This is a genomic window from Luteimonas aestuarii (assembly GCF_004357985.1).
In the GTDB taxonomy this organism is placed as follows: Bacteria; Pseudomonadota; Gammaproteobacteria; order Xanthomonadales; family Xanthomonadaceae; genus Luteimonas; species Luteimonas aestuarii.
On record NZ_SMTF01000003.1, the window covers coordinates 396,530 to 420,219 of the forward strand.

22 protein-coding genes and 1 pseudogene are annotated in these 23,690 nt (G+C 66.8%); all 23 read left to right on the plus strand.

Features of this window, described 5'->3' with window-relative positions; translation table 11 throughout:
* The first annotated feature begins 3 nt into the window (after positions 1-3).
* The 23 genes and pseudogenes from E2F46_RS06765 (at position 4) to E2F46_RS06875 (ending at position 23,686) form a co-directional block, all read left to right on the plus strand.
* Positions 4-1,182, plus strand: coding sequence for a copper resistance protein B (locus E2F46_RS06765; protein ID WP_133321317.1), 1,179 nt, complete (start codon positions 4-6; stop codon positions 1,180-1,182).
* Between the two features lie 84 nt (positions 1,183-1,266).
* The gene (locus E2F46_RS06770) at positions 1,267-1,776 is read left to right on the plus strand and encodes a YybH family protein (protein ID WP_133321318.1); all 510 of its coding nucleotides are present in this window, start codon (positions 1,267-1,269) and stop codon (positions 1,774-1,776) included.
* A gap of 13 nt (positions 1,777-1,789) precedes the next feature.
* The gene (locus E2F46_RS06775) at positions 1,790-2,314 is read left to right on the plus strand and encodes a DUF411 domain-containing protein (protein ID WP_223675297.1); all 525 of its coding nucleotides are present in this window, start codon (positions 1,790-1,792) and stop codon (positions 2,312-2,314) included.
* A gap of 52 nt (positions 2,315-2,366) precedes the next feature.
* Positions 2,367-2,735, plus strand: coding sequence for a four-helix bundle copper-binding protein (locus tag E2F46_RS06780; protein ID WP_243720333.1), 369 nt, complete (start codon positions 2,367-2,369; stop codon positions 2,733-2,735).
* A gap of 102 nt (positions 2,736-2,837) precedes the next feature.
* A complete protein-coding gene (copC, locus tag E2F46_RS06785; protein ID WP_100322964.1) occupies positions 2,838-3,221 on the plus strand; it encodes a copper homeostasis periplasmic binding protein CopC in 384 nt (127 codons plus the stop codon).
* Between the two features lie 10 nt (positions 3,222-3,231).
* Positions 3,232-4,161, plus strand: a complete 930-nt coding sequence (gene copD, locus E2F46_RS06790; protein WP_129135899.1) for a copper homeostasis membrane protein CopD — start codon at positions 3,232-3,234, stop codon at positions 4,159-4,161.
* Between the two features lie 104 nt (positions 4,162-4,265).
* On the plus strand, positions 4,266-4,499 hold the full coding sequence (gene tatA / locus E2F46_RS06795; RefSeq protein WP_096209561.1) for a Sec-independent protein translocase subunit TatA: 234 nt from the start codon (positions 4,266-4,268) through the stop codon (positions 4,497-4,499).
* Between the two features lie 33 nt (positions 4,500-4,532).
* Positions 4,533-4,736: pseudogene (tatB, locus tag E2F46_RS06800) on the plus strand (Sec-independent protein translocase protein TatB); the annotation flags it as partial.
* A gap of 122 nt (positions 4,737-4,858) precedes the next feature.
* Entirely contained in the window at positions 4,859-7,438 is a 2,580-nt protein-coding gene (locus E2F46_RS06805; protein ID WP_243720334.1) for a heavy metal translocating P-type ATPase, read from the plus strand.
* A 108-nt stretch (positions 7,439-7,546) separates the two neighbouring features.
* Positions 7,547-8,026, plus strand: coding sequence for a Cu(I)-responsive transcriptional regulator (cueR, locus tag E2F46_RS06810; RefSeq protein WP_133321319.1), 480 nt, complete (start codon positions 7,547-7,549; stop codon positions 8,024-8,026).
* 154 nt (positions 8,027-8,180) lie between these two features.
* A complete protein-coding gene (locus E2F46_RS06815; protein ID WP_100322961.1) occupies positions 8,181-8,381 on the plus strand; it encodes a heavy-metal-associated domain-containing protein in 201 nt (66 codons plus the stop codon).
* A 242-nt stretch (positions 8,382-8,623) separates the two neighbouring features.
* Positions 8,624-9,046, plus strand: coding sequence for a hypothetical protein (locus E2F46_RS06820; RefSeq protein ID WP_133321320.1), 423 nt, complete (start codon positions 8,624-8,626; stop codon positions 9,044-9,046).
* Positions 9,047-9,175: 129 nt separating this feature from the next.
* Complete coding sequence (locus tag E2F46_RS06825; RefSeq protein ID WP_243720335.1) at positions 9,176-10,498, plus strand: TolC family protein; 1,323 nt, start codon at positions 9,176-9,178, stop codon at positions 10,496-10,498.
* Positions 10,495-11,988 (plus strand): efflux RND transporter periplasmic adaptor subunit, encoded by a 1,494-nt coding sequence (locus tag E2F46_RS06830; protein WP_055765270.1) that lies wholly within the window; start codon positions 10,495-10,497, stop codon positions 11,986-11,988. The genes E2F46_RS06825 and E2F46_RS06830 overlap by 4 nt, the downstream gene beginning before the upstream one ends.
* A gap of 1 nt (position 11,989) precedes the next feature.
* Positions 11,990-15,142, plus strand: coding sequence for an efflux RND transporter permease subunit (locus E2F46_RS06835; RefSeq protein WP_133321321.1), 3,153 nt, complete (start codon positions 11,990-11,992; stop codon positions 15,140-15,142).
* 172 nt (positions 15,143-15,314) lie between these two features.
* Entirely contained in the window at positions 15,315-15,821 is a 507-nt protein-coding gene (locus tag E2F46_RS06840; protein WP_066922005.1) for a MerR family DNA-binding protein, read from the plus strand.
* Complete coding sequence (locus tag E2F46_RS06845; protein ID WP_133321322.1) at positions 15,818-16,123, plus strand: DUF2933 domain-containing protein; 306 nt, start codon at positions 15,818-15,820, stop codon at positions 16,121-16,123. The genes E2F46_RS06840 and E2F46_RS06845 overlap by 4 nt, the downstream gene beginning before the upstream one ends.
* A 1-nt stretch (position 16,124) precedes the next feature.
* Positions 16,125-16,787, plus strand: coding sequence for a methyltransferase family protein (locus E2F46_RS06850; RefSeq protein WP_133321323.1), 663 nt, complete (start codon positions 16,125-16,127; stop codon positions 16,785-16,787).
* A 127-nt stretch (positions 16,788-16,914) separates the two neighbouring features.
* On the plus strand, positions 16,915-17,334 hold the full coding sequence (locus E2F46_RS06855; protein ID WP_092410649.1) for a hypothetical protein: 420 nt from the start codon (positions 16,915-16,917) through the stop codon (positions 17,332-17,334).
* An 82-nt stretch (positions 17,335-17,416) separates the two neighbouring features.
* Positions 17,417-18,802, plus strand: a complete 1,386-nt coding sequence (locus tag E2F46_RS06860; RefSeq protein ID WP_133321324.1) for an MBL fold metallo-hydrolase RNA specificity domain-containing protein — start codon at positions 17,417-17,419, stop codon at positions 18,800-18,802.
* On the plus strand, positions 18,799-20,316 hold the full coding sequence (locus E2F46_RS06865; protein ID WP_133321325.1) for a thymidine phosphorylase family protein: 1,518 nt from the start codon (positions 18,799-18,801) through the stop codon (positions 20,314-20,316). The genes E2F46_RS06860 and E2F46_RS06865 overlap by 4 nt, the downstream gene beginning before the upstream one ends.
* Before the next feature lie 32 nt (positions 20,317-20,348).
* Positions 20,349-21,227, plus strand: coding sequence for a ribose-phosphate diphosphokinase (locus E2F46_RS06870; RefSeq protein ID WP_243720342.1), 879 nt, complete (start codon positions 20,349-20,351; stop codon positions 21,225-21,227).
* A complete protein-coding gene (locus E2F46_RS06875) occupies positions 21,224-23,686 on the plus strand; it encodes a phosphoketolase family protein (RefSeq protein ID WP_243720336.1) in 2,463 nt (820 codons plus the stop codon). Before E2F46_RS06870 ends, E2F46_RS06875 begins: the two co-directional genes overlap by 4 nt.
* The last annotated feature ends 4 nt before the right edge of the window (positions 23,687-23,690 follow it).

Genomic DNA, 23,690 nt, shown 5'->3' on the forward strand with positions numbered 1-23,690 from the left:
GCCATGAGCCGTTCCAATCGTCACTCCCTAGCCATCGGCCTGACGTCCGTACTCGTTCTTGCAACTGGTTGCGCCCCGGCGTGGGCGCAGGAGACGGACCACGCCGCACACCATCCGGCAGCCAAGCCGGCTGCGTCACCATCGTCGCCAAGGCCCGCGGATCCGCACGCCGGCCATCTACCGACTTCACCGGACAAGAGTTCCGACGATCACGGGACGATGAACCACGGGAACATGCGGCACGGAGCTGCGAATCCTGCCGACAGCGAACACACCGGGATGGACCACTCCACGATGGACCACTCCACGATGGACCACTCCACGATGGATCACTCCGGGATGGATCACTCCGGGATGGATCACTCCGGAATGGATCACTCCGGCATGGATCACTCGGGCATGGATCACGCTTCCATGGGCCATCAACCTGGTGTCAGCGAGGACCTGCCGCCGACGGCCGAGCCGCGCGAGCCAATCCCGGTTGTCACGCCGACAGATCGGGCTGCGGCGTTCCCGGACCTCGACGAGCACCTGATGCATGGTGAATCGATCAATTCCTACTGGGCGCTTGACCGGCTAGAGGCGTGGGACGCGGACGAGGACGGCACCGGCATGGCCTGGGAAGCACAAGGCTGGGTGGGTTCCGACTTGAACCGGCTCTGGCTGCGCAGCGAGGGCGAGCGTGCAGGTGGATCCACCGAGTCGGCGGATGTGGAAGTGCTGTACGGCCGAGCGATCGCCCGATGGTGGGACGCAGTCGCCGGTGTCCGCCATGACTTCGCCTTCGGCGGCGGGCCGTCGCGCACCTATGCCGCGCTCGGTGTGATCGGTCTTGCGCCGTACAAATTCGAAGTCTCCGCGACGGCCTACCTAGGCGAGTCCGGTCAGCTCGGGGTAGGTGCGGAAGCCGAATACGAAATGCTGTTCACCAACCGGCTGATCGGCCAGTGGCTGGTCGAAGGCGAGGCCTGGAGCAAGGACGATCCGGCGGTGGGAATCGGCAGTGGGCTGAGCAAGGTCGAAGCCGGTTTCCGCTTGCGCTACGAGTTCCATCGACAGTTCGCGCCCTATGTCGGCGTGGTCTGGGAGCGTGCTTACGGCGGAACCGCAGACCTCCGTCGCGCAGCATCAGGCGATGTTGACGACACCCGGATTGTGGCGGGCGTCCGCATCTGGTTCTGACAGGAACTGGCATTGAGCCAGCGTACGCAAGGCTGGCTGAAGTTTCTTCAGCGACACACACACCACTGATTTCGGAGTTCACGCATGAACGTAACACCCGTCACCCTCGCCCTCGCACTGGCATTTGCCGTTGTGTCGCCCGCTATGGCGCAGACAACCCAGGCGCATGCACATCACCTCGCCACTGCGGCAGCGGCGAACGTGGATGTTCCTGCCGCCGCCACGGCCGCCGTCGCCGTGGTAGAGCGGTTCAACACCGCACTGTCCAGCGAAGACCTGGCAACGGTCGGATCCCTGCTCGCTCCTGACGTCCTCATCCTCGAGTCCGGTGGTGCCGAGCACAGCCGCGAGGAATATCTGGGCCACCACGCCATCAGCGACGCGGCGTTCCTCAAGGACGCCCATCGCCAACTCCTGCGCCAGCGCGCACGAACCGCTGGTGAGTTCGCATGGGTGGGAACCGAAAGCGAGCTGCACGCCCAGAAGGACGGCAAGCCCCTGACCGTTCTGAGCACCGAGACAATGGTGCTGAAGCAGACCGCCGACGGCTGGCGGATCGTCCACATCCACTGGTCCTCGCGGACCAAGCGCTGAGCGCAGAACCGACATGAATGCTTACGGATTGAACCGACTGACGTGGGTGGTTTTCGCGGTCGCCGGCCTGGGTGCTTGCACGCAGGCCAGTACGCCTGCGCAATCCACCACCGCGCAGACAGCACAGGTCGTCCCGGGAACACCCGCCGTGACTCCAGCAGCCCTGCCACGCATGACCGTCCATAAAACCCCGACCTGCGGATGTTGCGGTGCCTGGATCGAGCACATGAAGAAAGCGGGCTTCGCGCTGGACGTGCACGACATGGATGACCTGGGCCCAGTGAAGGAGCGACTGGGTGTGCCCTACGCAAAGGGGTCCTGCCACACCACCGAGATCGCCGGATACGTGATCGAAGGCCATGTTCCAGCCGCCGACATCAAGCGCCTCCTTGAGGAAAGGCCGGACGCACGGGGCCTGGTCCTGCCCGGAATGCCGCTCGGGTCGCCGGGCATGGAAGTCCCGGATGGGCGCCAGCAGCCCTACACGGTCGAACTGGTCCATCACGACGGAACCACCGAACCATTCGCGCAGCACTGAGCCATCGGCGAATCAGGGGGCGGTGTAGCGGGCGCGCCGATTCTCGTCCGCGATGAAGCAGGAGATCCACATGACTCACCATTCCGAAGACCACCGGTCCCAGGCCATGAACACGTGCATCGACAACTGCACGCAATGTCATGTGATTTGCCTGGAGACCATCAACTATTGCCTGACCAAGGGAGGTGCACACGCAGCACCGGAGCACATCGCCCTGCTGGCGACGTGTGCCGATATCTGTGCCACCAGCGCCGACGCGATGCTGCGCGGTACGAGCGTTCATAACGTCATTTGCGGTGCCTGCGCGGAGATCTGCCGCCAGTGCGCGGATGCATGCGATGCCATGAACGACCCCGAGATGACGCGTTGCGCTGAAGCGTGTCGTCGATGCGCGGAAAGCTGCAGCGCCATGGCAGCTTGATGCATCGAGGGTCCCGCCTGCGATGGCGGGATCCTCACCTCCGATTTCACAAGGCACGGCGCCCACCAACGGGGCTTTGCATCAGTTCACAAAGAGGTCCATATGAAGTCTTCAAGCGTTTTTCGCTCTTTCGCGCTCGTACTCGCAATCGCGGCAGGGCAGTTTTCGCTGCAGGTCGCGCGCGCCCACGCGGCGTTACAGCAGTCCACACCGGCAGCAAATGCGGTCGTGGCCTCCCCAAGCCAGATCGATCTCGTGTTCAACGAGACGCTGATTCCGCGCGCGTCGCGTCTCAACCTGCTCATGAAGCACGGCAGTTCCACTATGCCGATCGAGAACGTCACGACCGAGATCGTCAACAACGGCAAGACCCTGCGTGCCAAGTTGCCTCGTCCGTTGGCTCCAGGTCTCTACACGGTGGAATACCGCGCTGTTGGAGGTGACAACCACCCCATGCCGGGCAGCTTCAGCTTCACGGTGCGTTGAGGAGTCGAGGATGTTCGACCTGTCGGCCTACGCACTGAGATTCCTGGAATACATGGTTCTCATGGTTCTTTTCGGGGTTCCGCTGTTCGGCTGGTATGGTTTGCGGCGACCGGCACTCGCCGACGCCCTGGCCGGATGGCCCTTCATGGGCATTCTGTTGGTGAGTGCCGCCGTCGGGCTCGTGCTCACCGGGGCCGATGTCGTATTCAAGACCGCCGGCATCATGGGAATGCCGATTGCCGACGTTGATCGCGAATCGCTTGGCTGGTATCTGCTCGAAACGTCCGCGGGCCGCGCAGCCATGGCGAGAAGCGTGCTGCTGATCGCCATGGCGTTCTTGCTCGGGTGGCATCGTCGTCGCGGGACGGTGGAGTCCGCCTTCCCGCTGGCGGCGACGCTGGCGGGCGGCGCACTCGCTTCGCTGGCATGGAACGGCCACGCCGCTGCTGGCGAGGGCATGGCAGGTGCGGTCCGGCTTGCCGCGGGTCTCGTCCACCTTCTCGCAGCAGGCGGCTGGGTCGCAGCGGTCTTGATGTTCTTGGGGATGCTCCTGCAAGGCAAGGAAGCCTCCCGCAACGACCGCCTGCGATCCACGCATGATTTTCTACATGGCTTTTCGACGCTGGGCACGATTTTCGTAGCTGCGCTCATCGTGTCCGGTATCGCGCACTACGGTGATCTCACCGCTTGGTCCTTGCCGACGCTGGTGCAAAGCACCTACGGAAACCTGTTGCTGGTCAAGCTCGCTCTATTCGGCGGAATGCTCGGACTGGGAGCGCTGCACCGTTGGGCGCTGGTGCCACGCCTGGGACGGGCGTTGACCAGCGGAAACCCTGCGCAGGAAGTGCGCGCCCTGCGGCAGAGTCTGGCGGCGGAGGCCATATTGGCCACGTCGATCGTGGGCGTTGTTTCCGTGCTTGGGACCCTCAGTCCCATGTAGCGCTGCAACCGTTGTGCATCACTGATTATCCAAGCGCTCCGCAGCTACCAGTACTCATTGTCTCGGAGCAGGTGTTCTTTTCATCAACCATTGAGAGGGCTCTTATGGGAAGCTTCAGTATCTGGCACTGGCTGATCGTGCTTGCAGTCGTGGTGCTCGTGTTTGGTACCAAGCGGCTGAAGCACGCCGGGCACGACATTGGCCAAGCGATCAAGGGCTTCAAGCAGGGTGTCAGCGACGATCAAGTGACGCCGCCAGCCCAGTTGAGCATCGACGCACGAAACGCTGGCAGCCATGACGCCGAGCGCAGCCACCACGACGAAAGTGTCCCGCGCTGAGCACGCGACTCCGGTCCGAGCCCGACTCAAGGCATGTTCGACATTGGCTTTTCCGAGCTGTTCGTCATCGCGGTGGTCGCTCTGGTGGTGCTGGGCCCCAAGCGCCTGCCGAACGCTGCAAGGTTCGCCGGCCTGTGGGTCCGGCGCGCGCGCGCGCAATGGCATTCGGTGAAGTCCGAGCTGGAGCGCGAACTGGGCGAAGAGGAGCTCCGGCGCAGCCTGAGTCAGGCGCGCGAGGAACGCAGCGGCCTGGCCGCGCGGGTAGCACGTGCCGAGCTGTCGGGCCGCCTCAGTCCTTGACCTTGCCATCGTGGCAATCTTTAAGCTTGGTACCACGTCCTCGCTGAAGAGCTAGTTCCATGACCTCCGCTCCCATCCACGCGGTCCTCGATCCACCGAAGCGCGTCGCCACCCGTTTGAGCCTGCCGATCGAGGGCATGACCTGTGCCTCGTGCGTCGGCCGCGTCGAGCGCGCGTTGAAAGCCATCCCTCACGTCCAGACAGCCGCGGTCAATCTCGCCACCGAACGTGCCGACCTCACCTTCTTTGGCCTGGCCGATCCGCGGGCTGCGGTTCGCGCCATCGAGAGTGCCGGCTACACGGTGCGCGAAGAGACCACCGAGCTCGCGATCGAGGACATGACCTGCGCGTCGTGCGTGGGCCGGGTCGAAATGGCGCTCGCACAGATCCCGGGCGTGCTCGAAGCCAACGTCAACCTGGCGACCGAGCGCGCGCGGGTGCGCCACCTTGCCGGGGTCGTTTCCACGGCGGACCTTGAAGCGGCGGTCGAACAGGCGGGTTACAAGTCCCGCCGCTTGTCCGTCGATACGGCAAGTGCAGGCGATCATGACGCCGAGCGTCGTGAGAGCGAGGCACGGGGGCTGCGGCGGGCTTTGACCATTGCCGCCGTCCTCACCTTGCCAGTCTTCATCCTCGAGATGGGGTCCCACCTGATTCCCGCCATGCATCATTGGGTGATGGGGGTCCTGGGTCAGCAGACGAACTGGTATATCCAGTTCGCGCTCGCCACCCTCGTGCTGTTTGGTCCGGGGCTACGCTTCTTCCGCAAGGGCGTACCAGCGTTGCTGCGCGCTGCCCCCGACATGAATTCACTGGTCGCGGTTGGCACGGCGGCCGCGTACGGCTATTCAGTCGTCGCGACCTTCGTCCCCGACGTGCTGCCCCCGGGCACCGCCAACGTCTATTTCGAGGCCGCCGTGGTCATCGTGACCCTGATCCTGCTCGGGCGCTCGCTGGAGGCGCGCGCCAAGGGGCGAACCTCACAGGCGATCAAGCGCTTGGTCGGACTCCAGGCCAAGACCGCGCGCGTCGAGCGCAACGGCGATACGGTCGAAATTCCGCTCGATCAGGTGGCGACCGGTGACGTCGTGCTGGTTCGTCCGGGCGAGAAGATTCCGGTGGACGGCGAGGTCGTCGAGGGCGCCTCCTATGTCGACGAGAGCATGATCACCGGCGAGCCGGTCCCCGTATCGAAGGGGGTGGGCGCCGATGTCGTCGGAGGCACGATCAACAAGACCGGCGCTTTCAGTTTCCGCGTGACGAGGATCGGCGCGAACACGGTGCTCGCGCAGATCATCCGCCTGGTCGAGGAAGCGCAGGGTTCCAAGCTGCCGATCCAGGCGCTGGTCGACAAGGTCACCATGTGGTTCGTCCCGGCAGTGATGGCCGGGGCCGCGCTGACCTTCCTTGTTTGGCTGGCCTTCGGACCGGAGCCCGCGCTGTCCTTCGCGCTCGTCAATGCGGTCGCGGTGCTCATCATCGCCTGTCCCTGTGCCATGGGGCTGGCCACGCCGACCTCGATCATGGTCGGGACGGGCCGCGCGGCCGAGCTCGGCGTTCTCTTCCGCAAGGGCGAGGCCTTGCAGGCGCTGCGCGATGTGAGTGTCATCGCGCTCGACAAGACCGGCACGCTGACCAAGGGGCGCCCGGAGCTGACCGACCTGGTGCCTGCCGAAGGCTTCGAATTCAACGAAGTCCTGGCGTTTGTCGCCGCGGTCGAGACCCGCTCCGAGCACCCGATCGCAGAAGCGATCGTCGACGCCTCCAAGCAGCGGGACATCACGCTCGCACCCGTCGGGGGCTTCGAGGCCACGCCGGGTTTCGGCGTGTCGGCCAAGGTCGCCGGTCGCACCGTCGCCGTCGCCGTCGGCGCGGACCGATTCATGACGCAGATCGGTATCGATGTGTCGGACTTCCTGCCTGTCGCCCAGCGTCTCGGCGACCAAGGCAAGAGTCCGCTCTATGCCGCGATCGACGGCCGGCTGGCAGCGGTGATCGCGGTGGCCGACCCGATCAGGGAGACCACGCCCGAGGCGATCAAGGCGTTGCATGCGCTGGGACTCAAGGTCGCGATGATCACCGGCGACAATGCCGCGACGGCCGCGGCGATCGCCAGGCAGCTCGGCATCGATGAAGTCGCGGCCGAGGTCTTGCCCGACGGCAAGGTCGCGGCGCTGAAGAAGTTCCGGACCAATGGCGCGCGGGTCGCCTTCGTGGGCGACGGCATCAACGACGCGCCGGCGCTGGCCGAAGCGGACGTCGGGCTCGCCATCGGCACGGGAACCGATGTGGCGATCGAGGCCGCCGACGTGGTGCTGATGTCGGGCGACCTGCGCGGCGTGACGAATGCCATCGCGCTCAGCCGAGCGACGATCCGCAACATCAAGCAGAACCTGTTCTGGGCTTTTGCCTATAACGCCCTGCTGATCCCGGTCGCGGCGGGTGCGCTTTACCCGGTGAACGGCATGTTGCTTTCGCCGATCTTCGCTGCGGCCGCGATGGCCCTCTCCAGTGTCTTCGTGCTCGGCAACGCGCTCCGGCTCAAGCGCTTCCAGGCTCCCATAACGATCGAAACCCGTACGGGGATGCCCCAGAGCGGGGCGGCATTGCCCAATCCGCGCCAGGCAATCGAACATTGATCCTAAGACACGGTGCCGCCTGACTGAACACCAAGACAGGATCGATGTGGCGGACGCCGGCCTAGCGTGTCGAACCAAGCATCCTTGGGTGACCAGGAAAAGAGAATGATGAATATCGGTGAAGCAGCCAAGTTTTCAGGCGTGTCGGCGAAGATGATCCGCTACTACGAACAGATCGGCTTGATCCCCAAAGCTGCGCGCTCTGAGGCCGGCTACCGACACTACAGCACGCCTGACGCTTATAGCCTTCGCTTTATCCGTCGCGCACGAGACCTTGGCTTCTCTGTCGAACAGATCGCAGAACTGCTGGTCTTGTGGCGCGACCGTGACCGCGCAAGCGCCGACGTCAAGGCGATGGCGCTTTCCCATGCCGCCGGACTGAAGACGAGAATCGCCGAGCTGCAGGCGATGGTGCAAACGCTCGAGCATCTGGCCGACCACTGCCACGGGGATGACCGACCGGAATGCCCGATCCTTGCGGATCTGGCCGAGCCAACAGCGGCGGAGTCGCGTTCGCAGGGTCCACATAGGACGCCTCGGTTTGGGGCCGACACGCCCGCCTCCTCGCGTAACCGCGGCGTCAGATGACTCATTCGTGGTCGGACGTGCATTCGCAAGAGTTCTCGGCGCCGTTGTCGGCCAGCCGTGAGCAGCTTGCAAACATTCTGCTGATAGCCGATTGACCTTGCCACGCTGTCAAACCCCATATTGATCCGACACCACAGTCGATCAGGAGATCAAGATGCTTCGTTTCCACATTCCAAACATGACATGCGGCGGCTGCGCCAAGTCCGTCAAGAAGGCACTGCTCAGTGTGGACCCCCAAGCCCGCATCGAAACCGACCCACCGACGCGTCAGGTGAGGGTCGATAGCGACATGGACGGGGGCGCGTTCCTCTCAGCGCTCAGTGAGGCTGGGTACCCGGACGAGCGATCAGCCTGAAGCTGGTTCCGGCCGCCGCCGGCGCGCTCTACTCGCGCTCGGGGATCCCGCTGAGCCCGATGGTTGCGGCGCTCGCCATGAGACTGAGCTAGGTGTCGGTTGTGGCCCGCGCGCTTCGCCTGGCCGGGTCGGCTCCGGTTTCGGCGACACCGAAAGCGGCCATGCCGGTCCAGTCACCCGATCTGCCCGGGGGATTGATCTGGATCAGTTGCATCTGACCGAGCAAAAGGTAACCTCAAGCCATGATCCGCCGTCGTCACCGTAGCTGGTTCCAGCGCACCGCCCTCCTCGCGATGGCGGCATTGCTCTGGTCTCAGCTCGCGCTGGCCAGCCATGGCGGCTGCCTGGATCTTCCGGGCACACCCGCCGCCGCAGTCGCGGCCGGCGCGGATACCCCCCACGACCACGGCCACGGCTGCGACGCGGAGCTTCCCTCGGCGGACAGGGCGGTGTGTGCCGCGCACTGCAGCGAGGGGGGTATTTCGGCCGACAGTGGGCGCATCCCACCGGTCCCGCCGCTGTTTGTCGGAGCGTGGGTCTCCTGGTTCGTCGTGGCCGAGGTCGCCGATGCCGGCCCAGGGGTCACGCCCAGCTGGGTGGAATCGCCCCCCAGGGCCGCCTGGCACCGGCCCACCGCCCATCCCGCGGCTCTCCTGCTGATCTGATGCCCGAACGCTGACCCGCCCGCACAACTGTGCGGCGCGGTCCTGTGCGTTCGCGCCGTGGCTGCGTCACGGCATGTGTTCCTGCCCTCGTCCGAGCGACCTGCGTCGCGTCGGCCCAAGGACACTGATATGGCATCCCTGTTCGACCCGATGCAGGCCAGGCGCCTGCACCCTTACCCGCTGTTCCGCCGTCGGCCACTGCTCCGGCACCTGCTTGCCTGCGTGTTCGCCGGCGGCTTGTGGACGCTGGCGCTGCCCGCGACCGCCACCGAACCCATCCCGGGGCACAGCCTCGAGTCGATCCGCACCTGGGTTCTGGAACACAACCCCGAGCTGCGGGCCATGGACTTCGAAACCCAGGCCGCCGAAGCGAGGATCCTTCCCGCAGGTGCCCTGCCCGATCCGATGGCCTCGGTTGGATTCCGCGGCCTCGATCCGGACAAGCCCTGGCGCACCGCCGGTGCCGAGCGCGAGGTGAACTACGCGCTGCGCCAGCGCTTCCCGCTCTGGGGCAAGCGCGGCCTGGCGCGGACCTCGGCCAGCCAGGATGCGATCGCGGCCGGACTCGACCGCATCGCCACGGCGCGCGACCTGCTGTCCGATGCCGAGGCGGCCTACGCACGCTACTGGCACGCCGACCAGGCCGTGGCCGTGCTCGATCGCCGCATCGCCCTGCTCCGCCAGGTCGAAGAAATGGCCGGCGTGCGCTACGCGCTGGGCCGCGCCGCGCAGCAGGATGCCATCCGCGCCCAGGTCGAGCAGACCAGCCTGCAGCGCGAGCGGATCGAACGCATCGCGACCAAGCAGGAGGCAGCCGCCATGTTGAACGCGGTGCTGGGACGCCGTTCCGATGCACCGCTGGCGACTCCCGATGAGGCGCCGCGCCTCGTCGTCCACAGCGCCTCGCTCACCGAGGCACTGGATGACGCAAATGCGCACCCCGCGGTGCGCTCGCAGCAGGCCCGCGCCGAGGCCGCGCGCACGAACGTGGTACTGCAGCGTCGCAACCGCTTTCCCGACATCACCGTGGGCGTGGGTGCGATGCAGTACGGCAACGGCATCGAAAGCACCGAGCTGATGCTCGAGGTCGAGATCCCGTTCCAGCAGCGCGCGCGTCGCGAACGCGAGCGCGAATCGCGCCTGCTCGAAGACGCGGCGCTGGCCCGCCGAGACGCCACGCTGCGGGCCGTCGAGGAACGCGGCGCTTCCGCCTGGTCGCAGTGGACCAGCGCACGCGAGCGCCGCGCGCTGGTCGAGAACACGCTGATGCCGCAGGCCGACGCCACCTGGCAGTCCGCACTGGCCAGCTACCAGGTCGGCGAAGTCGACTTCGGGACGCTGCTGGAAGCACTCAATGAATGGCAGGGCGCCGACCTCGCACGGGTCGATGCACTGCGTGACGAACTGTTGGGCGCCGCCGCCGTGCGCGCCATCGAAGGAGATATCCGATGACCCGTGTCCAGACCCTGTCGCTCGCCATCGGCGTCGCACTCGCCGCACTCGCCGTCGGCTGGATGGCGGGCCGCGCCACGAACGATTCGCCCACCGCAGCCACGTCCGCCGAGGCAGCGGCCGCGGAACGCAAGGTGCTCTATTACCGCAATCCGATGGGCCTGGCGGACACGTCGCCGGTGCCGAAGAAGGATTCGATGGGCATGGACTACGTCCCGGTCTATGCCGACGACGCCCCGCCGGCGGCGCCGGGTACGGTGGTGCTGCCCCCGGACAAGGTGCAGGCGCTGGGCGTGCGCACCGAGGCGGTCAAGCGAGGAGCCATGTCCGCCACCGTGCGCACCAGCGGCACGGTCGAGGTCGACGAGACCCGGCAGTACGCGATCGCGCCCCGCTTTGAAGGCTGGGTGGAGCGGCTGTACGCGAACCAGACCGGCATGCGCGTCCGCGCCGGGCAGCCGCTGCTCTCCGTCTACAGCCCACAGTTGGCGGCGGCGCAGCAGGAATACCGGCTGGCCGACGAGACCGCCCGCAGGTTGGCCGGGTCCGATCCCGCGAGCGCGGCATCGATGACCCGCCTGCGCGATGCCGCACGCACCCGCCTGCGCAACTGGGAAATCAGCGACGCGCAACTCGGCAAGACGGGGCTGGTGCTCACCGCGCCCGCGGACGGGGTCGTGATCGAGAAGCCGGTGGTCCAGGGCGCACGCTTCGAGCCCGGCGAAACCATCCTGCGCCTGGCGGACCTGTCGACGGTGTGGGTGATCGCGAAGGTCCCGGCGGCGCAGGCCGCGGGCATCCAGCCCGGCCAGCCCGCACGCTTTGAAACCGTGGCCCTGCCGGGCCAGGTGGCCGAGGGCGCGGTCACCTTCGTGCAGCCCGTCATCGATGCGATGACGCGCACCGTGGATGTGCGCATCGCCCTGCCCAACCCCGACGGCGACCTCCGGCCGGGGCTCTACGGGACGGTGGTGCTGGAGGAGCCGGGTGCTGGACCGGTTCTGACCGTTCCGCGCTCGGCCGTGCTCGACAGCGGCACGCGCCAGGTGGTGCTGGTCGAGACCGGCCCCGGCCGGTTCGCACCGCGCGACGTCACCCTGGGTCGCCGTGGCGGCGATCGCATCGAAGTGCTCGACGGGATCGCCGAAGGCGAACAGGTCGTGGTCTCCGCCAACTTCCTGATCGACGCCGAAAGCAACCTGCAGTCGGCACTCCAGGGGCTTGAGGGTCATGCAGGACACGGCGCGCCTTCGGGCACCACTGAGGATCCACACGCCGGGCACGGTGAGGACGCCGTCGATCCGCACGCAGGTCATGTTGACGAGGTCGCTGATCCCCACGCAGGCCATGCCATACCGGCGACATCGGGAGATCCACCGGCTGCCGCCAGCGATCCTGGCGCGTCCGACGGCCATGACAGCCATGGCGACCATGGAACGATGAACGACCACGGCACACCTGCTCCCGCCACCAGCCACGAGGGGCACTGACATGCTTGGCCGTCTCATTGAATGGTCGGTGCGCAACGTCTTCCTGGTGCTGGTGATGGCGCTGGCGATTGTCGCCGGTGGCATCTACGCACTGATGAACACGCCGCTGGACGCACAACCGGATCTGTCGGACGTGCAGGTGATCGTGTTCACGGAGTACCCGGGGCAGGCGCCCCAGGTGGTCGAGGACCAGGTCACCTATCCGCTGACCAGCGCCCTGCTCGCGACGCCGAAGTCGAAGGACGTCCGCGGCTTCTCGTTCTTCGGCGCCTCCTTCATCTACGTCATCTTCGAAGAAGGCACGGACCTGTACTGGGCGCGCTCGCGCGTACTCGAGAACCTCAACGTCGCGTCGAAAAACCTGCCGGCTGGCGTGGCACCGGCACTGGGACCCGACGCGTCCGGCGTGGGCTGGGTCTACCAGTACGTGCTGCAGAGCGACCGCCACTCGCTGGACGAGCTGCGCGCGATGCAGGACTGGTACCTGCGTTACCAGCTCACCACCGCGCCCGGCGTGGCCGAGGTCGCCAGCGTCGGCGGCTTCGTGCGCCAGTACTCGATCACCGTCGATCCGGTCCGGCTGCGCGAGTTCGACATCCCGATTTCACGCGTGTCCGAGGTGATCGCCGAGAGCAACCGCGACGTCGGCGGCCGCGTGATCGAGATGGCCGAGACCGAGTACATGGTGCGGGGCCGCGGCTACCTGCGCGGTATCGAGGATATCGAGAGCCTGGTTCTGCGCGCCGAAGGGGGCGCACCGGTGCTGATCGGCGACGTCGCACGGGTCGAACTGGTACCCGATGAGCGCCGTGGCATCGCCGACCTGGACGGCGAAGGCGACGTTGTGGGCGGGATCGTCATTGCGCGCTTCGGCGAAAACGCCCTGGCCGTGATCGGCGGGGTGAAGGACAAGATCGCGGAACTTGCGCGAGGCCTGCCCGAAGGCGTCAGCGTCCAGGCGGTCTACGACCGCTCCGACCTCATCGTGCGTGCGATCAAGACGCTGCGCACGACGCTGCTCGAGGAGAGCCTGATCGTCGCGCTGGTGTGCCTGGTGTTCCTGTTCCATGCGCGCAGCGCACTGGTCGCGATCGTCATGCTGCCGGTCGGCGTGCTGGTCGCGGTGATCGCGATGCGTGCGCTCGGCATGAACTCCAACATCATGAGCCTGGGCGGCATCGCGATCTCGATCGGCGTAATGGTGGACGCGGCGATCGTGATGATCGAGAACGCACACAAGCACATCGAGCGCTCCGACGGCTCCCGCAGCCGAGCCCAGCTGATCATTGATGCCTGCCGCGAGGTCGGGCCGGCGTTGTTCTTCAGCCTGATGATCATCACCGTCTCGTTCCTTCCGGTGTTCGCCCTGGAGGCGCAGGAAGGCCGCCTGTTCAAGCCGCTGGCCTTCACCAAGACCTTCGCCATGGCCGGTGGTGCGCTGCTTTCGGTGACCTTGGTGCCGGTGCTCATGCTCCTGTTCGTGCGCGGCAAGATCATGCCCGAGCAGAAGAACCCGGTGAACCGGTTCCTGGTCGCGGCCTATCGGCCCGTGATCGACGTCGTGCTGCGGCACCGCATGGCCACGATCGCGATCGCGCTGGTCGCCCTGTTCGCCAGCCTGTGGCCGGCGTCACGCCTGGGCAGCGAGTTCATGCCCACGCTCAACGAGGGCACCCTCCTGTACATGCCAGCGTCGCTGCCGGGCATGTCGGTGACCAACGCGTCGGAGCTGCTGCAGCAGCAGGACCGGATCATCAAGGGCTTCCCGGAGGTGGAGTCGGTGTTCGGCAAGGCGGGCCGCGCCCTGACCGCCACCGATCCTGCACCTTTGGAGATGTTCGAAACCGTCATCAACCTAAAGCCCGAGGACGAGTGGCGGGACGGCATGACCACCGACAAGTTGATCGCGGAGATGGACGAGGCGCTGAAGTTCCCGGGCGTGGCCAACTCCTGGACGATGCCGATCAAGGCCCGCACCGACATGCTGGCCACCGGCATCCGCACGCCCGTGGGCATCAAGTTGTTCGGCACGGATCTTGAGCAACTCGACGCGCTGGCCACCGAGATCGAAGCCGTTGTGCGCGAAGTGCCGGGGACGACCAGCGCGTTCGCCGAGCGCCTGACCGGCGCCTACTACCTCGACATCACCCCCGACCTTGGCAGCCTGGCCCAGTACGGCGTGACCCTGGGCGAGGTGCAGGACGTGGTGGCGGCCGCGCTGGGCGGCGAGATCGTCACCACCATCCTGCAGGGCCGCGAGCGATTCAGCGCGATCGTGCGCTATCCGCGCGAGCTGCGAGACGACCCGCACCGTATCGGCAGCCAGGTTTTGGTGCCCGTGCCCGGCGGCGCCCAGGTGCCCTTGGGCGAGCTCGCACGCATCGAAGTCACGATGGGTGCGCCCAGCATCCGCACCGAGAACGCGATGCTGGCGGCCTACATCTACGTCGACACGCGCGAAAGCGACCTGGGCCGCTACGTGCAGGCAGCGCAGGACGCGGTCGCCGAGCAGGTGCAGTTCCCGCCGGGCTACTACGTGACCTGGAGCGGACAGTACGAGTACATGCAGCGCGCCGCAGAAAAGATGCGCGTCGTCGTCCCGGTGACGCTGGCGCTGATCTTCCTGCTGCTGTACCTCAACTTCCGCCGCGTCACCGAGTCGCTGATCGTGATGCTGTCGGTGCCGTTCGCACTGGTCGGCGGCGTGTGGCTGATGTGGATGCTCGACTACAACGTCAGCGTCGCGGTGATCGTCGGCTTCATCGCACTGGCCGGCGTCGCCGCGGAAACCGGCGTGGTGATGCTGATCTATCTCGACCACGCGCTGGAGGCTCGCGCCGCGCAGCGCCAAGCCGAAGGCCGCTCGCTGGATGCCGGCGACCTGCGCGAGGCGATCATCGAAGGCGCGGTCGACCGCGTGCGCCCGAAGATGATGACCGTGGTCGCGATCATGGCCGGCCTGCTGCCGATCATGTGGAGCAGCGGCACAGGCTCGGAGGTTATGCGCCGCATCGCCGCGCCGATGGTGGGCGGCATGGTCTCGTCCACGGTGCTGACGCTGGTGGTGATCCCGGCGCTGTACTCGTTGATCAAGCAGCGGCAGCTGGCCAGGAAGCGGCCAACACCTGCTGCGCTGCCGGCGGACGTGTCGTGATGTGGCCGACCTTCAACGCGCCAGGGCAAAGGCGGTCCGCGTGTGCGTTGACCCAAGATTATCGCTGCGGGAGCACTCGATGCCTTGGTGTGGATGGAGGCGTGTCAGCCGAGCTTGACCTGTGTGCGGGACACAGGTCTAGCGTGATCACCATCTTTCCTGGAGCGCGCCAATGATGGGCAAAGACGAAGCAGCGCCGCCGCTGATGACGGTACGCCAGCTGGCACAGCAGGGCGACGTCACGGTGCATGTGGTGCGCAACTATCTGCGGCGCGGCCTCCTACAGGCGGCCACGCACACCGAGGGCGGGTATCAGCTCTTCTCGGCTTCGGAGCTCCAGCGCCTGCACTTCATTCGCACGGCACAGCAGCTTGGTTTCACGCTGGCCGAAATCGAGGAAATCATCCGCCACAGCCTGCAGCGGCATAGTCCCTGCCCGCTTGTGCGGGACATCATCCGGCGCAGGCTTGACGACACCCGCCAACAACTGGACAGGCTGCTCGCCATGCACGAGCGGATGGAGCGTGCCATCCACGCCTGGGCGAAGCTTCCGGACTCCATTCCGACTGGCAATGACGTCTGCGCATTGATCGAAGCCGTTGCCGCGACAGAAGGCGGCAAGTTCGTCAGGTCCACCCCGCGACGCCTTCTCGGACGCCTCACTCAGGATTTGCCATGACTGCCCCCCGCTCTCCAACCACGTCGGGGTCCGGACGTTGGGTCTTCTGGATTTTCCTTGCGCTGGCCGTCTTCTATCTTGGCGTCGAGCATCGCGCCCACCTTGCTGGAGCACTCCGCTGGTTGCCATTGGCCATCCTGCTGCTGCGCCCCCTCATGCATGTGTTCATGCACAAAGGACATGGCGGACATGGCGGACATGGACAAGGCGGCAATGCCGACGACTCATCCAATGGGGGCCATGGCGGCAGCAAGCGGGCGCTGACCGACGAAACGTCCGACACCTCGAACGGAGGGCAATGACATGCACGCATCTGACGCTGGCTACGGTCTTTGGCTCCTCGCCGCCATCAACGCCGCCTTCTTCATCTTCTTCGCCTGGAGCTTCTACAAGCCGTTGACGCGGTGGGACTGGCGGGGGTTCGGGATGTTCTCCGCCTTCGTCGTGGCGCTGTTCGCGGAAATGTATGGCTTCCCGCTGACACTGTACGTCCTGGGCGGCTGGCTCAGCGCCAACTATCCGCAGGTGAACTGGCTCAGCCATGACGCGGGGCATTTGCTGGAGATGTGGTTCGGCTGGCGCGCCAATCCGCATTTCGGTCCATTCCACATCGCGAGTTTCGTGTTTATCGGCGGAGGGTTCTGGTTGTTGTCGACCGCCTGGCCCGTGCTGTATCGGGCACAGCGAGAGGGTCGGCTTGCCCGTGAGGGCGTATATGCGCGCATGCGCCACCCGCAGTACGTTGCCTTCGTGCTGGTGCTGACCGGCTTCCTGCTGCAGTGGCCGACGCTGCTCACACTCATCAGCTTTCCGGTGCTCGTGTGGGCCTATGCCCGCCTCGCTCGCCGTGAGGAGAAAGATTGCCTGAGCCGCTTTGGCGACGACTATGCCCGCTACATGCAGGAGGTCCCGGCCTTCCTCCTGCGACGCCGGCGCGGCCCCGCGCCATCGCCGGGAGAAGCATGATGACGCAGGTTGAGGAGCTGCCTGGGCAACGCTCCGCCGTTCAAGTTGCCCACCTGCATGGTCTCTCCGTTCGTGTTGTCGCCGCAGATCTCCGTCTCCGTTCAGGCCCATCCAAGGAGTCCACTCAATGAATACGGTCACACCCGTTGCCTGTTCCGCAGCCCCACGTACCAATTCCTACCGCTGGTTCGCCGCACTGGCGCTGGTGGGCGCACTCGCATTCTCCTTCGCACTGCCGGGCGTCGCATCCGCGAGCGAGGGCGGGTTCCGCCACAACGTCTTGATGCGCGGCCAGGTGTTGGAGAAGGGGGACGAGACGCTCGTGGTCTGCGTCGGGCAGGCCGACGGCGCCCAGGTCGGGCAGGTGCTGGATGTGATCCGGCACAAGCGCCGTATCCGGCATTCGCGGGCCGGCGGTCCACGCTATCGCCGCGAGAACATCGGTCAAGTACGGATCGCCGAACTGTTCGACAGCCACTACGCGGAGGCTGAAGTGATCTCCGGCAGCCCCAAGGTCAACGACACAGTGGAGCTGATCCGCCCCTGACAAGCGCGCAGGCGATGCAGATGCGCCTCGGCCCTCGCCATGCCATCAGCAATCACTTCCCTTCCAGGACAGCAGCCACAACATGACATCGCCTTCCAGCCCCACCCTGCAATTCCTCGGTGCCGCGGGCACTGTGACTGGCTCGCGCTACCTGGTTGAGGCCAACGGTCAGCGCGTGCTCGTGGACTGCGGCCTGTTCCAGGGCTACAAGCAATTGCGCGACCGCAACTGGGCTCCGTTTCCCGTCGAGCCGTCATCGATCGACGCGGTAGTCCTGACCCACGCCCACCTGGACCATTCGGGCTACTTGCCCGCACTGGTCAAACAAGGGTTCCGCGGCCGGATCCACTGCACCCATGGCAGCGTGGCCCTGTGCGGCCTGCTGCTTCCCGACAGTGGATACCTGCAGGAAGAGGATGCTAAGTATGCAGCGCGCAAAGGGTACTCCAAGCACAAGGAACCACGACCGCTTTATACCGAGGATGACGCCCGCCGCAGCCTGAAGCAGCTCAAGGGGCATGACTATGGTCGCGACATCGAGGTCGCATCAGGCGTCACGATCCGCTTCCATCCTGCCGGCCACATCCTGGGCGCTGCCCACGTCAGCCTGGACGTCCAGGGCCAGCGCCTGCACTTCAGTGGTGACCTGGGCCGGCAGCAGGAGTCTCTGATGAACCCGCCAACGCCCCTGCCCGCCTGTGACGTACTGGTCTGCGAATCCACATATGGCAATCGGGAACACGTTCCGATCGACCAGGAGGCGGAGCTGGCCCCCATCATCCGCCGCGTCGCTGCCCGTGGGGGCGTAATCGTCATTCCGGCCTTTGCCATCGGTCGCGCCCAGGCGCTCATGCTGCATATCGCCCGGTTGCGCGAGCGCAAGGACATCCCTCGCGTGCCGGTCTACCTCAACAGCCCGATGGCAATCAACGCGACCCGGCACTACCACGCCCACCATTCCGAGCACCACGTGTCCGAAGAGGACTGCCAGCGGATGTTCGACGTGGCCACCTTCGTCAACACTGTAGAAGAGTCGAAGGCGCTCAACCGCCAGCGCGGGCCGATGATCATCATCTCGGCCAGCGGCATGATCACCGGCGGGCGCGTGTTGCACCACATCGAGGCGTTCGGCCCCGATGACCGCAACGCGATCCTGCTCGCGGGCTACCAGGCCGGAGGAACACGCGGTGCCGCGCTGGCGGCAGGCAAGCGCACGTTGCGCATGTTCGGCCGCGAGGTCCCCATCCGCGCTGAAGTGGTGCAGCTGGAAGGCTTCTCCGGCCACGCCGACGCCGGGGAGTTGCTGGACTGGATGCGCACCGCGCCGTCCGCGCCGCGCGTGGTGTACCTCACCCATGGCGAGCCCGATGCAGCCGACACACTGCGCGCGCGCGTGCAGCGTGAACTGGGCTGGCGTGCGCGCGTGCCGGAGCACCTGGAGCAAGTCGGATTGGAGGATGCGAGATGACCACGCAGGCCCCGGGCCACACCCGCCTGCGCGTCACCCGTGCCGGCATCGACACCTACCAGCAGCCGGTGGTCTATATGCACCGTGACTGCGAAGTCTGCCGCTCGGAAGGCTTTGCCGCGATGACGCGCGTGAGGCTGGACGTCGGCGCGCGCACGCTGGTGGCGACGCTGAACGTGGTCGTCGACGATCGGCTCGGCCTCGACGAGGTGGCGCTGTCGGAGGCCGCGTGGACGCTCCTCGATCCCATGCGCGATGCCCTCGCCCGGGTGCGGCATGCGGAACCCGCGTCGTCGGCAGGCGCGCTCCGCGCCAAGGTGTTCGGGGCACGGCTGGACGACGCGCAGTACCTCGCCCTGGTGCAGGACGTGATGGAAAGCAGGCTGTCGGACCTGGAGCTTGCCGCTTTCGTCACGGCCAGCGCGGGCGACGGCCTCGACAACGCCGAGACGACCTCGCTGACACGGGCCATGATCGCCGTTGGCCAGCGCCTGGATTGGGGCGATGGGCCGGTGCTGGACAAGCATTGCGTCGGCGGCCTGCCCGGCAATCGCACCACGCCGATCGTGGTGGCCATCGTGGCTGCGCTGGGCTACCGCATCCCGAAGACGTCCTCGCGCGCGATCACGTCGCCCGCGGGCACCGCCGACACCATGGAGGTCATGGCGCCGGTGGCGCTCGATCTGGCGGCGATGCGCCGGGTGGTGGAGCGCGAGGGCGGATGCACCGTCTGGGGTGGCAACGTGCGCCTGAGCCCGGCCGACGACATCCTGATCCGGGTCCAACGGCCACTCGACTTCGACAGCGACGGCCAACTGGTTGCCAGCGTGCTGTCAAAAAAGATCGCCGCGGGTTCAACCCACGTCCTGATCGACATGCCAGTGGGTCCGACCGCCAAGGTGCGTGGCGAGGCCGCGGCCCACAGCTTGGGCACGCGGCTTGGACACACCGGCGCTGCGCTTGGACTGCACTTGGGGATCCATCGCACTGACGGCACCCAGCCGGTGGGTTGGGGAATCGGCCCGGCGCTCGAGGCGCACGACGTGCTCAAGGTGCTGCACAACGCGGCCGATGCACCCGCCGACCTTCGCGAACGCGCACTTGCGCTGTCCGCGGCGCTGCTGGACATGGCAGCGGGCAGCAACGCCGGCACCGGACTGGAGCGCGCGCGCGGCGTGCTGGATTCCGGGGCGGCGCTGGCCAAGTTCCTGGCGATCTGCGAGGCCCAGGGAGGCTTCCGCGAACCGCGGCGGGCAGCATTCACCGCCGACGTCCCGGCAACCGCATCGGGTCGGATCGCGGTGATCGACAACCGCAGGCTGGCCAAACTGGCCAAGCTGGCCGGCGCACCGACATCCCCCACCGCCGGCCTCGAAACCGGTCTGCGGATCGGCGATACGGTCGAGCGGGGACAACCTCTGCTCACCCTGCATGCGGAGTCGCCGGGAGAACTGGCCTACGCCCTGGAGCACGCCGTGACGCTGCAACCTTTTGTGCTTGGAGAGGTTCCATGACCCGTGTGCTGATGCCATTCCCGGCCGATGCAGTGTTGGCCGGCAACATCAACCAGCCCCTGCAGGCGCGCATTGCACCCGTGGCTTGGCGGCACTTCCCAGATGGCGAGTCGCTGGTCACCTTGGACGACGCACTGGCCGGAGCCGATGTGGCGCTCCTGGCCAGCCTGCGCAACGCCGATGCCACGGCCCTCCCGTTGCGCTTCGCCGCCCGGACCGCGCGCGAGTTCGGGGCTCGTTCGGTCGGCCTCATCGCACCCTACCTGGGGTATATGCGCCAGGACACCCGCTTCCATCGCGGCGAGGCGGTCAGTACACCGCTGTTTGCGCAATTCCTCGAAGAGGCTTTCGACTGGCTGGTGACCGTGGACCCGCACCTGCACCGCGTCGAGCGCCTGCAGTCGCTCTACCGCATTCCGACGATCCACGTATCGGCGACGCCGGCCGTGGCCCGCTGGATCGCTGAGACCGTCCCCGACGCTGTGCTGATCGGCCCTGACAGCGAGAGCGAGCAGTGGGTAGCGGACATCGCCGCCCTGTCCAGCATGCCCTACCAGGTGCTGGCCAAGGAGCGGCACGGCGACTACGACGTGCGCGTCAGCCTGCCCGACCCGGCAGCCGTGGCTGGTCGGACTCCGGTGCTGATCGACGACATCGTGTCGTCCGGCCACACGATCCTGGAGACCCTCGCACACCTGCGCCGGTTGTCGTTGCCGTCGCCGTTGCTGGTCGCCATCCATCCGGTGTTCGCAGGCGACGCCTATGCCCGCCTGCAGGAGGCGGGCCTGGCCCGCATCGTCAGCACTGACACCATTTCCCACCCCTCCAACGCCATCGCGCTGGGTGCGGACCTCGCCGCCGCGGCATCGACCCTGATGACCGCTTCGACCGATTCCCCGGAGGACCCATGAACCTGCATCTCAACTGCTGCACCGCCGACCAGCTGTCGGCCGCCGAGCGCCAGCGGATCCTTGAACTCGCCGACGCCCACCGGCAGGCCGATCCCGCGTTCGCCCACTGGGCGGCCGGCTACGGGGTGATCCGACATGACCCGCTTACCCAGCTCCGGGTCCGCCAGATGGTGCACGAGCTGGTCGCCCTGGGCCGCACGCCGGATGCCGGCACCGCATGGCAGCGGCTCGCCGCGGCCGACCGCGTCACCAGCGCCGGCATGTGGCTGGTGGCGCACATGACCTACAGCCAGCGCGTTCGTACCGACGGCGCGGCCCTGGAGGTCGATGATTTCAAGACCACGCCTGAAGGCCACACCGGCGGGTCCCTCAACATGGTGCCCGCCTACGCCGGCTACCTGCTGATGGATTCCCTGGATGGCCTCACCCGCGCGTGGATGATGGGCCAGGGGCACTGCGTGGCCGCCATCGACGCGCTGAACGTGCTGGTTGGCAACACGACCGACCGGCACGCCGAACGTTACGACCGCACCGGCGAAGGGCTGAGCCGGTTCGTAAGCGACTTCTATGCCTACACCCTCAATCCGGACGGAACGCCGGCGTCGCCCCTCGGCTCCCACGTCAATGCGCACACCGCCGGGGGCGTGATGGAAGGCGGCTATCTCGGCTTTGCCGAGCTGCAGTACGTGCATGCGCCGCTCAAGGATGAACGCCTGGTCGCCTTCCTCAGCGACGGTGCGTTCGAGGAACAGCGTGGCAGCGACTGGGCGCCACGCTGGTGGCGCGCCGAGGACAGCGGACTGGTCAGCCCGATCATCATCCTCAACGGGCGCCGCATCGAACAGCGCAGCCAGATCACCCAGCAGGGCGGCGAGCGGTGGCTGGACCGGCACCTGCGATTGAACGGCTTTGATCCGATCGCGCTGGACGGGCGCGATCCGGCCAGCATCGCGTGGGGCATCCACGTGATGGAGTCGCGCCTGCAAGCGGGCGCCGCTGTTCCCGCCGACGTGCGGCTGCCCTATGGCATCGCCGAAACCGTCAAGGGCTTCGGCTTCCCCGGCGCCGGGACCAACGCCTCGCACAACTTGCCGCTGCCGGGGAATCCGGCGAAGGATGCCGCGGCGCGCACGCTCTTCAATGAAGGCGCAGCGGCGCTGTTCGTGGCCGCGTCGGAGCTCGAGCAGGCCGTTGCCGCACTCAACAGCCACGATCTCCAGCAGCGGGTGCGCGAGCGCGACCATGCGCTGGCCGATCGCCAGGTGGAACCGCCCCGCGTCCCGGCGATCGCCGACCGCGGCGCCGGCGGTGAGAGCTCGCCAATGACCGCACTCGACGAGCAGTTCGTCGCCATCGCCGAGGCGAATCCGGGACTGCGGGTGCGCGTGGGCAATCCCGATGAGCTGCGCAGCAACAAGCTCGACCGGACCCTGGACGCGATGAAGCACCGGGTGCACGAGCCCGAGCCCGGCGTCGCCGAATCGCCAACCGGCGCGGTCATCACTGCGCTCAACGAAGAAGCCGTGGTCTGCGCGGCGCTCGGCAACAAGGGCGGGCTAAACCTGGTGGTCACCTACGAGGCGTTTGCACCGAAGATGCTCGGCGCCGTACGTCAGGAACTGATCTTCGCCCGCCACCAGGCCCAGGCCGGGCGCCCACCCGGCTGGCTGGGCGTGCCCCTGGTGCTGACCTCGCACACGTGGGAGAACGCGAAGAACGAACAGTCCCACCAGGATCCGACCATGGCCGAGGCACTCATGGGCGAAATGGCCGACATTTCGCGCGTGGTGTTCCCGCCGGACGCCAATGGCGCTGCCGCCGCCCTCGCCCGCGCCTACGCGCAACGGGGCACGGTCACCACACTGGTCGTTCCCAAGCGTCCGGTGCCTCATGAGCTGACCCCGCAGCAGGCCCAGGCACTGGCCGAGACCGGCGCAACATGCCTCGCCGGCGATCCGGAGACGGCGGCGATCCTGCTGGTGGCCACCGGCGCGTACCAGCTGCAGGAAGTGCGCCGCGCACAGGCGCGTCTGGCCGCACGCGGAATGTCGGCCGCGATCGTCTATCTCGCCGAACCCGGCCGATTTCGCGCCCCGCGCGATCCGGAGGAGGCAAGGTACGTGCACTCCGACAGTGCGGTCCAAGCGCTGTTTCCGGTGGGCCGGCCGCGCGTATTCGTTACCCACACCCGTCCGGAGCCCTTCCTCGGTGCGCTGCGCCGACTCGACACCGGCCCCACCACCACCGCGGCGCTGGGCTTCGTCAACCGGGGCGGCACACTGGACGTGCCGGGCCTGCTGTTCGCCAACCGCAGCACCTGGGCGCACGTGGTTGACGCGGCTACGGGCGTCCTCGGCGAGTCCCGCGACAACCTGCTGTCCGAAGCGGAGCTGGCGGCCGTGGATGGTCGCGGCGATCCGACCGCCATCCTGCGCGCGGAAGCGGGGCCGGCATCGTGAGCCG

Coding starts and splice junctions, on each gene's coding strand:
- E2F46_RS06765 (WP_133321317.1), top strand. CDS start 4: ATGAGCCGTTCCAATCGTCACTCCCTAGCCATCGGCCTGACGTCCGTA.
- E2F46_RS06770 (WP_133321318.1), top strand. CDS start 1,267: ATGAACGTAACACCCGTCACCCTCGCCCTCGCACTGGCATTTGCCGTT.
- E2F46_RS06775 (WP_223675297.1), top strand. CDS start 1,790: ATGAATGCTTACGGATTGAACCGACTGACGTGGGTGGTTTTCGCGGTC.
- E2F46_RS06780 (WP_243720333.1), top strand. CDS start 2,367: ATGAAGCAGGAGATCCACATGACTCACCATTCCGAAGACCACCGGTCC.
- copC (WP_100322964.1), top strand. CDS start 2,838: ATGAAGTCTTCAAGCGTTTTTCGCTCTTTCGCGCTCGTACTCGCAATC.
- copD (WP_129135899.1), top strand. CDS start 3,232: ATGTTCGACCTGTCGGCCTACGCACTGAGATTCCTGGAATACATGGTT.
- tatA (WP_096209561.1), top strand. CDS start 4,266: ATGGGAAGCTTCAGTATCTGGCACTGGCTGATCGTGCTTGCAGTCGTG.
- E2F46_RS06805 (WP_243720334.1), top strand. CDS start 4,859: ATGACCTCCGCTCCCATCCACGCGGTCCTCGATCCACCGAAGCGCGTC.
- cueR (WP_133321319.1), top strand. CDS start 7,547: ATGAATATCGGTGAAGCAGCCAAGTTTTCAGGCGTGTCGGCGAAGATG.
- E2F46_RS06815 (WP_100322961.1), top strand. CDS start 8,181: ATGCTTCGTTTCCACATTCCAAACATGACATGCGGCGGCTGCGCCAAG.
- E2F46_RS06820 (WP_133321320.1), top strand. CDS start 8,624: ATGATCCGCCGTCGTCACCGTAGCTGGTTCCAGCGCACCGCCCTCCTC.
- E2F46_RS06825 (WP_243720335.1), top strand. CDS start 9,176: ATGGCATCCCTGTTCGACCCGATGCAGGCCAGGCGCCTGCACCCTTAC.
- E2F46_RS06830 (WP_055765270.1), top strand. CDS start 10,495: ATGACCCGTGTCCAGACCCTGTCGCTCGCCATCGGCGTCGCACTCGCC.
- E2F46_RS06835 (WP_133321321.1), top strand. CDS start 11,990: ATGCTTGGCCGTCTCATTGAATGGTCGGTGCGCAACGTCTTCCTGGTG.
- E2F46_RS06840 (WP_066922005.1), top strand. CDS start 15,315: ATGATGGGCAAAGACGAAGCAGCGCCGCCGCTGATGACGGTACGCCAG.
- E2F46_RS06845 (WP_133321322.1), top strand. CDS start 15,818: ATGACTGCCCCCCGCTCTCCAACCACGTCGGGGTCCGGACGTTGGGTC.
- E2F46_RS06850 (WP_133321323.1), top strand. CDS start 16,125: ATGCACGCATCTGACGCTGGCTACGGTCTTTGGCTCCTCGCCGCCATC.
- E2F46_RS06855 (WP_092410649.1), top strand. CDS start 16,915: ATGAATACGGTCACACCCGTTGCCTGTTCCGCAGCCCCACGTACCAAT.
- E2F46_RS06860 (WP_133321324.1), top strand. CDS start 17,417: ATGACATCGCCTTCCAGCCCCACCCTGCAATTCCTCGGTGCCGCGGGC.
- E2F46_RS06865 (WP_133321325.1), top strand. CDS start 18,799: ATGACCACGCAGGCCCCGGGCCACACCCGCCTGCGCGTCACCCGTGCC.
- E2F46_RS06875 (WP_243720336.1), top strand. CDS start 21,224: ATGAACCTGCATCTCAACTGCTGCACCGCCGACCAGCTGTCGGCCGCC.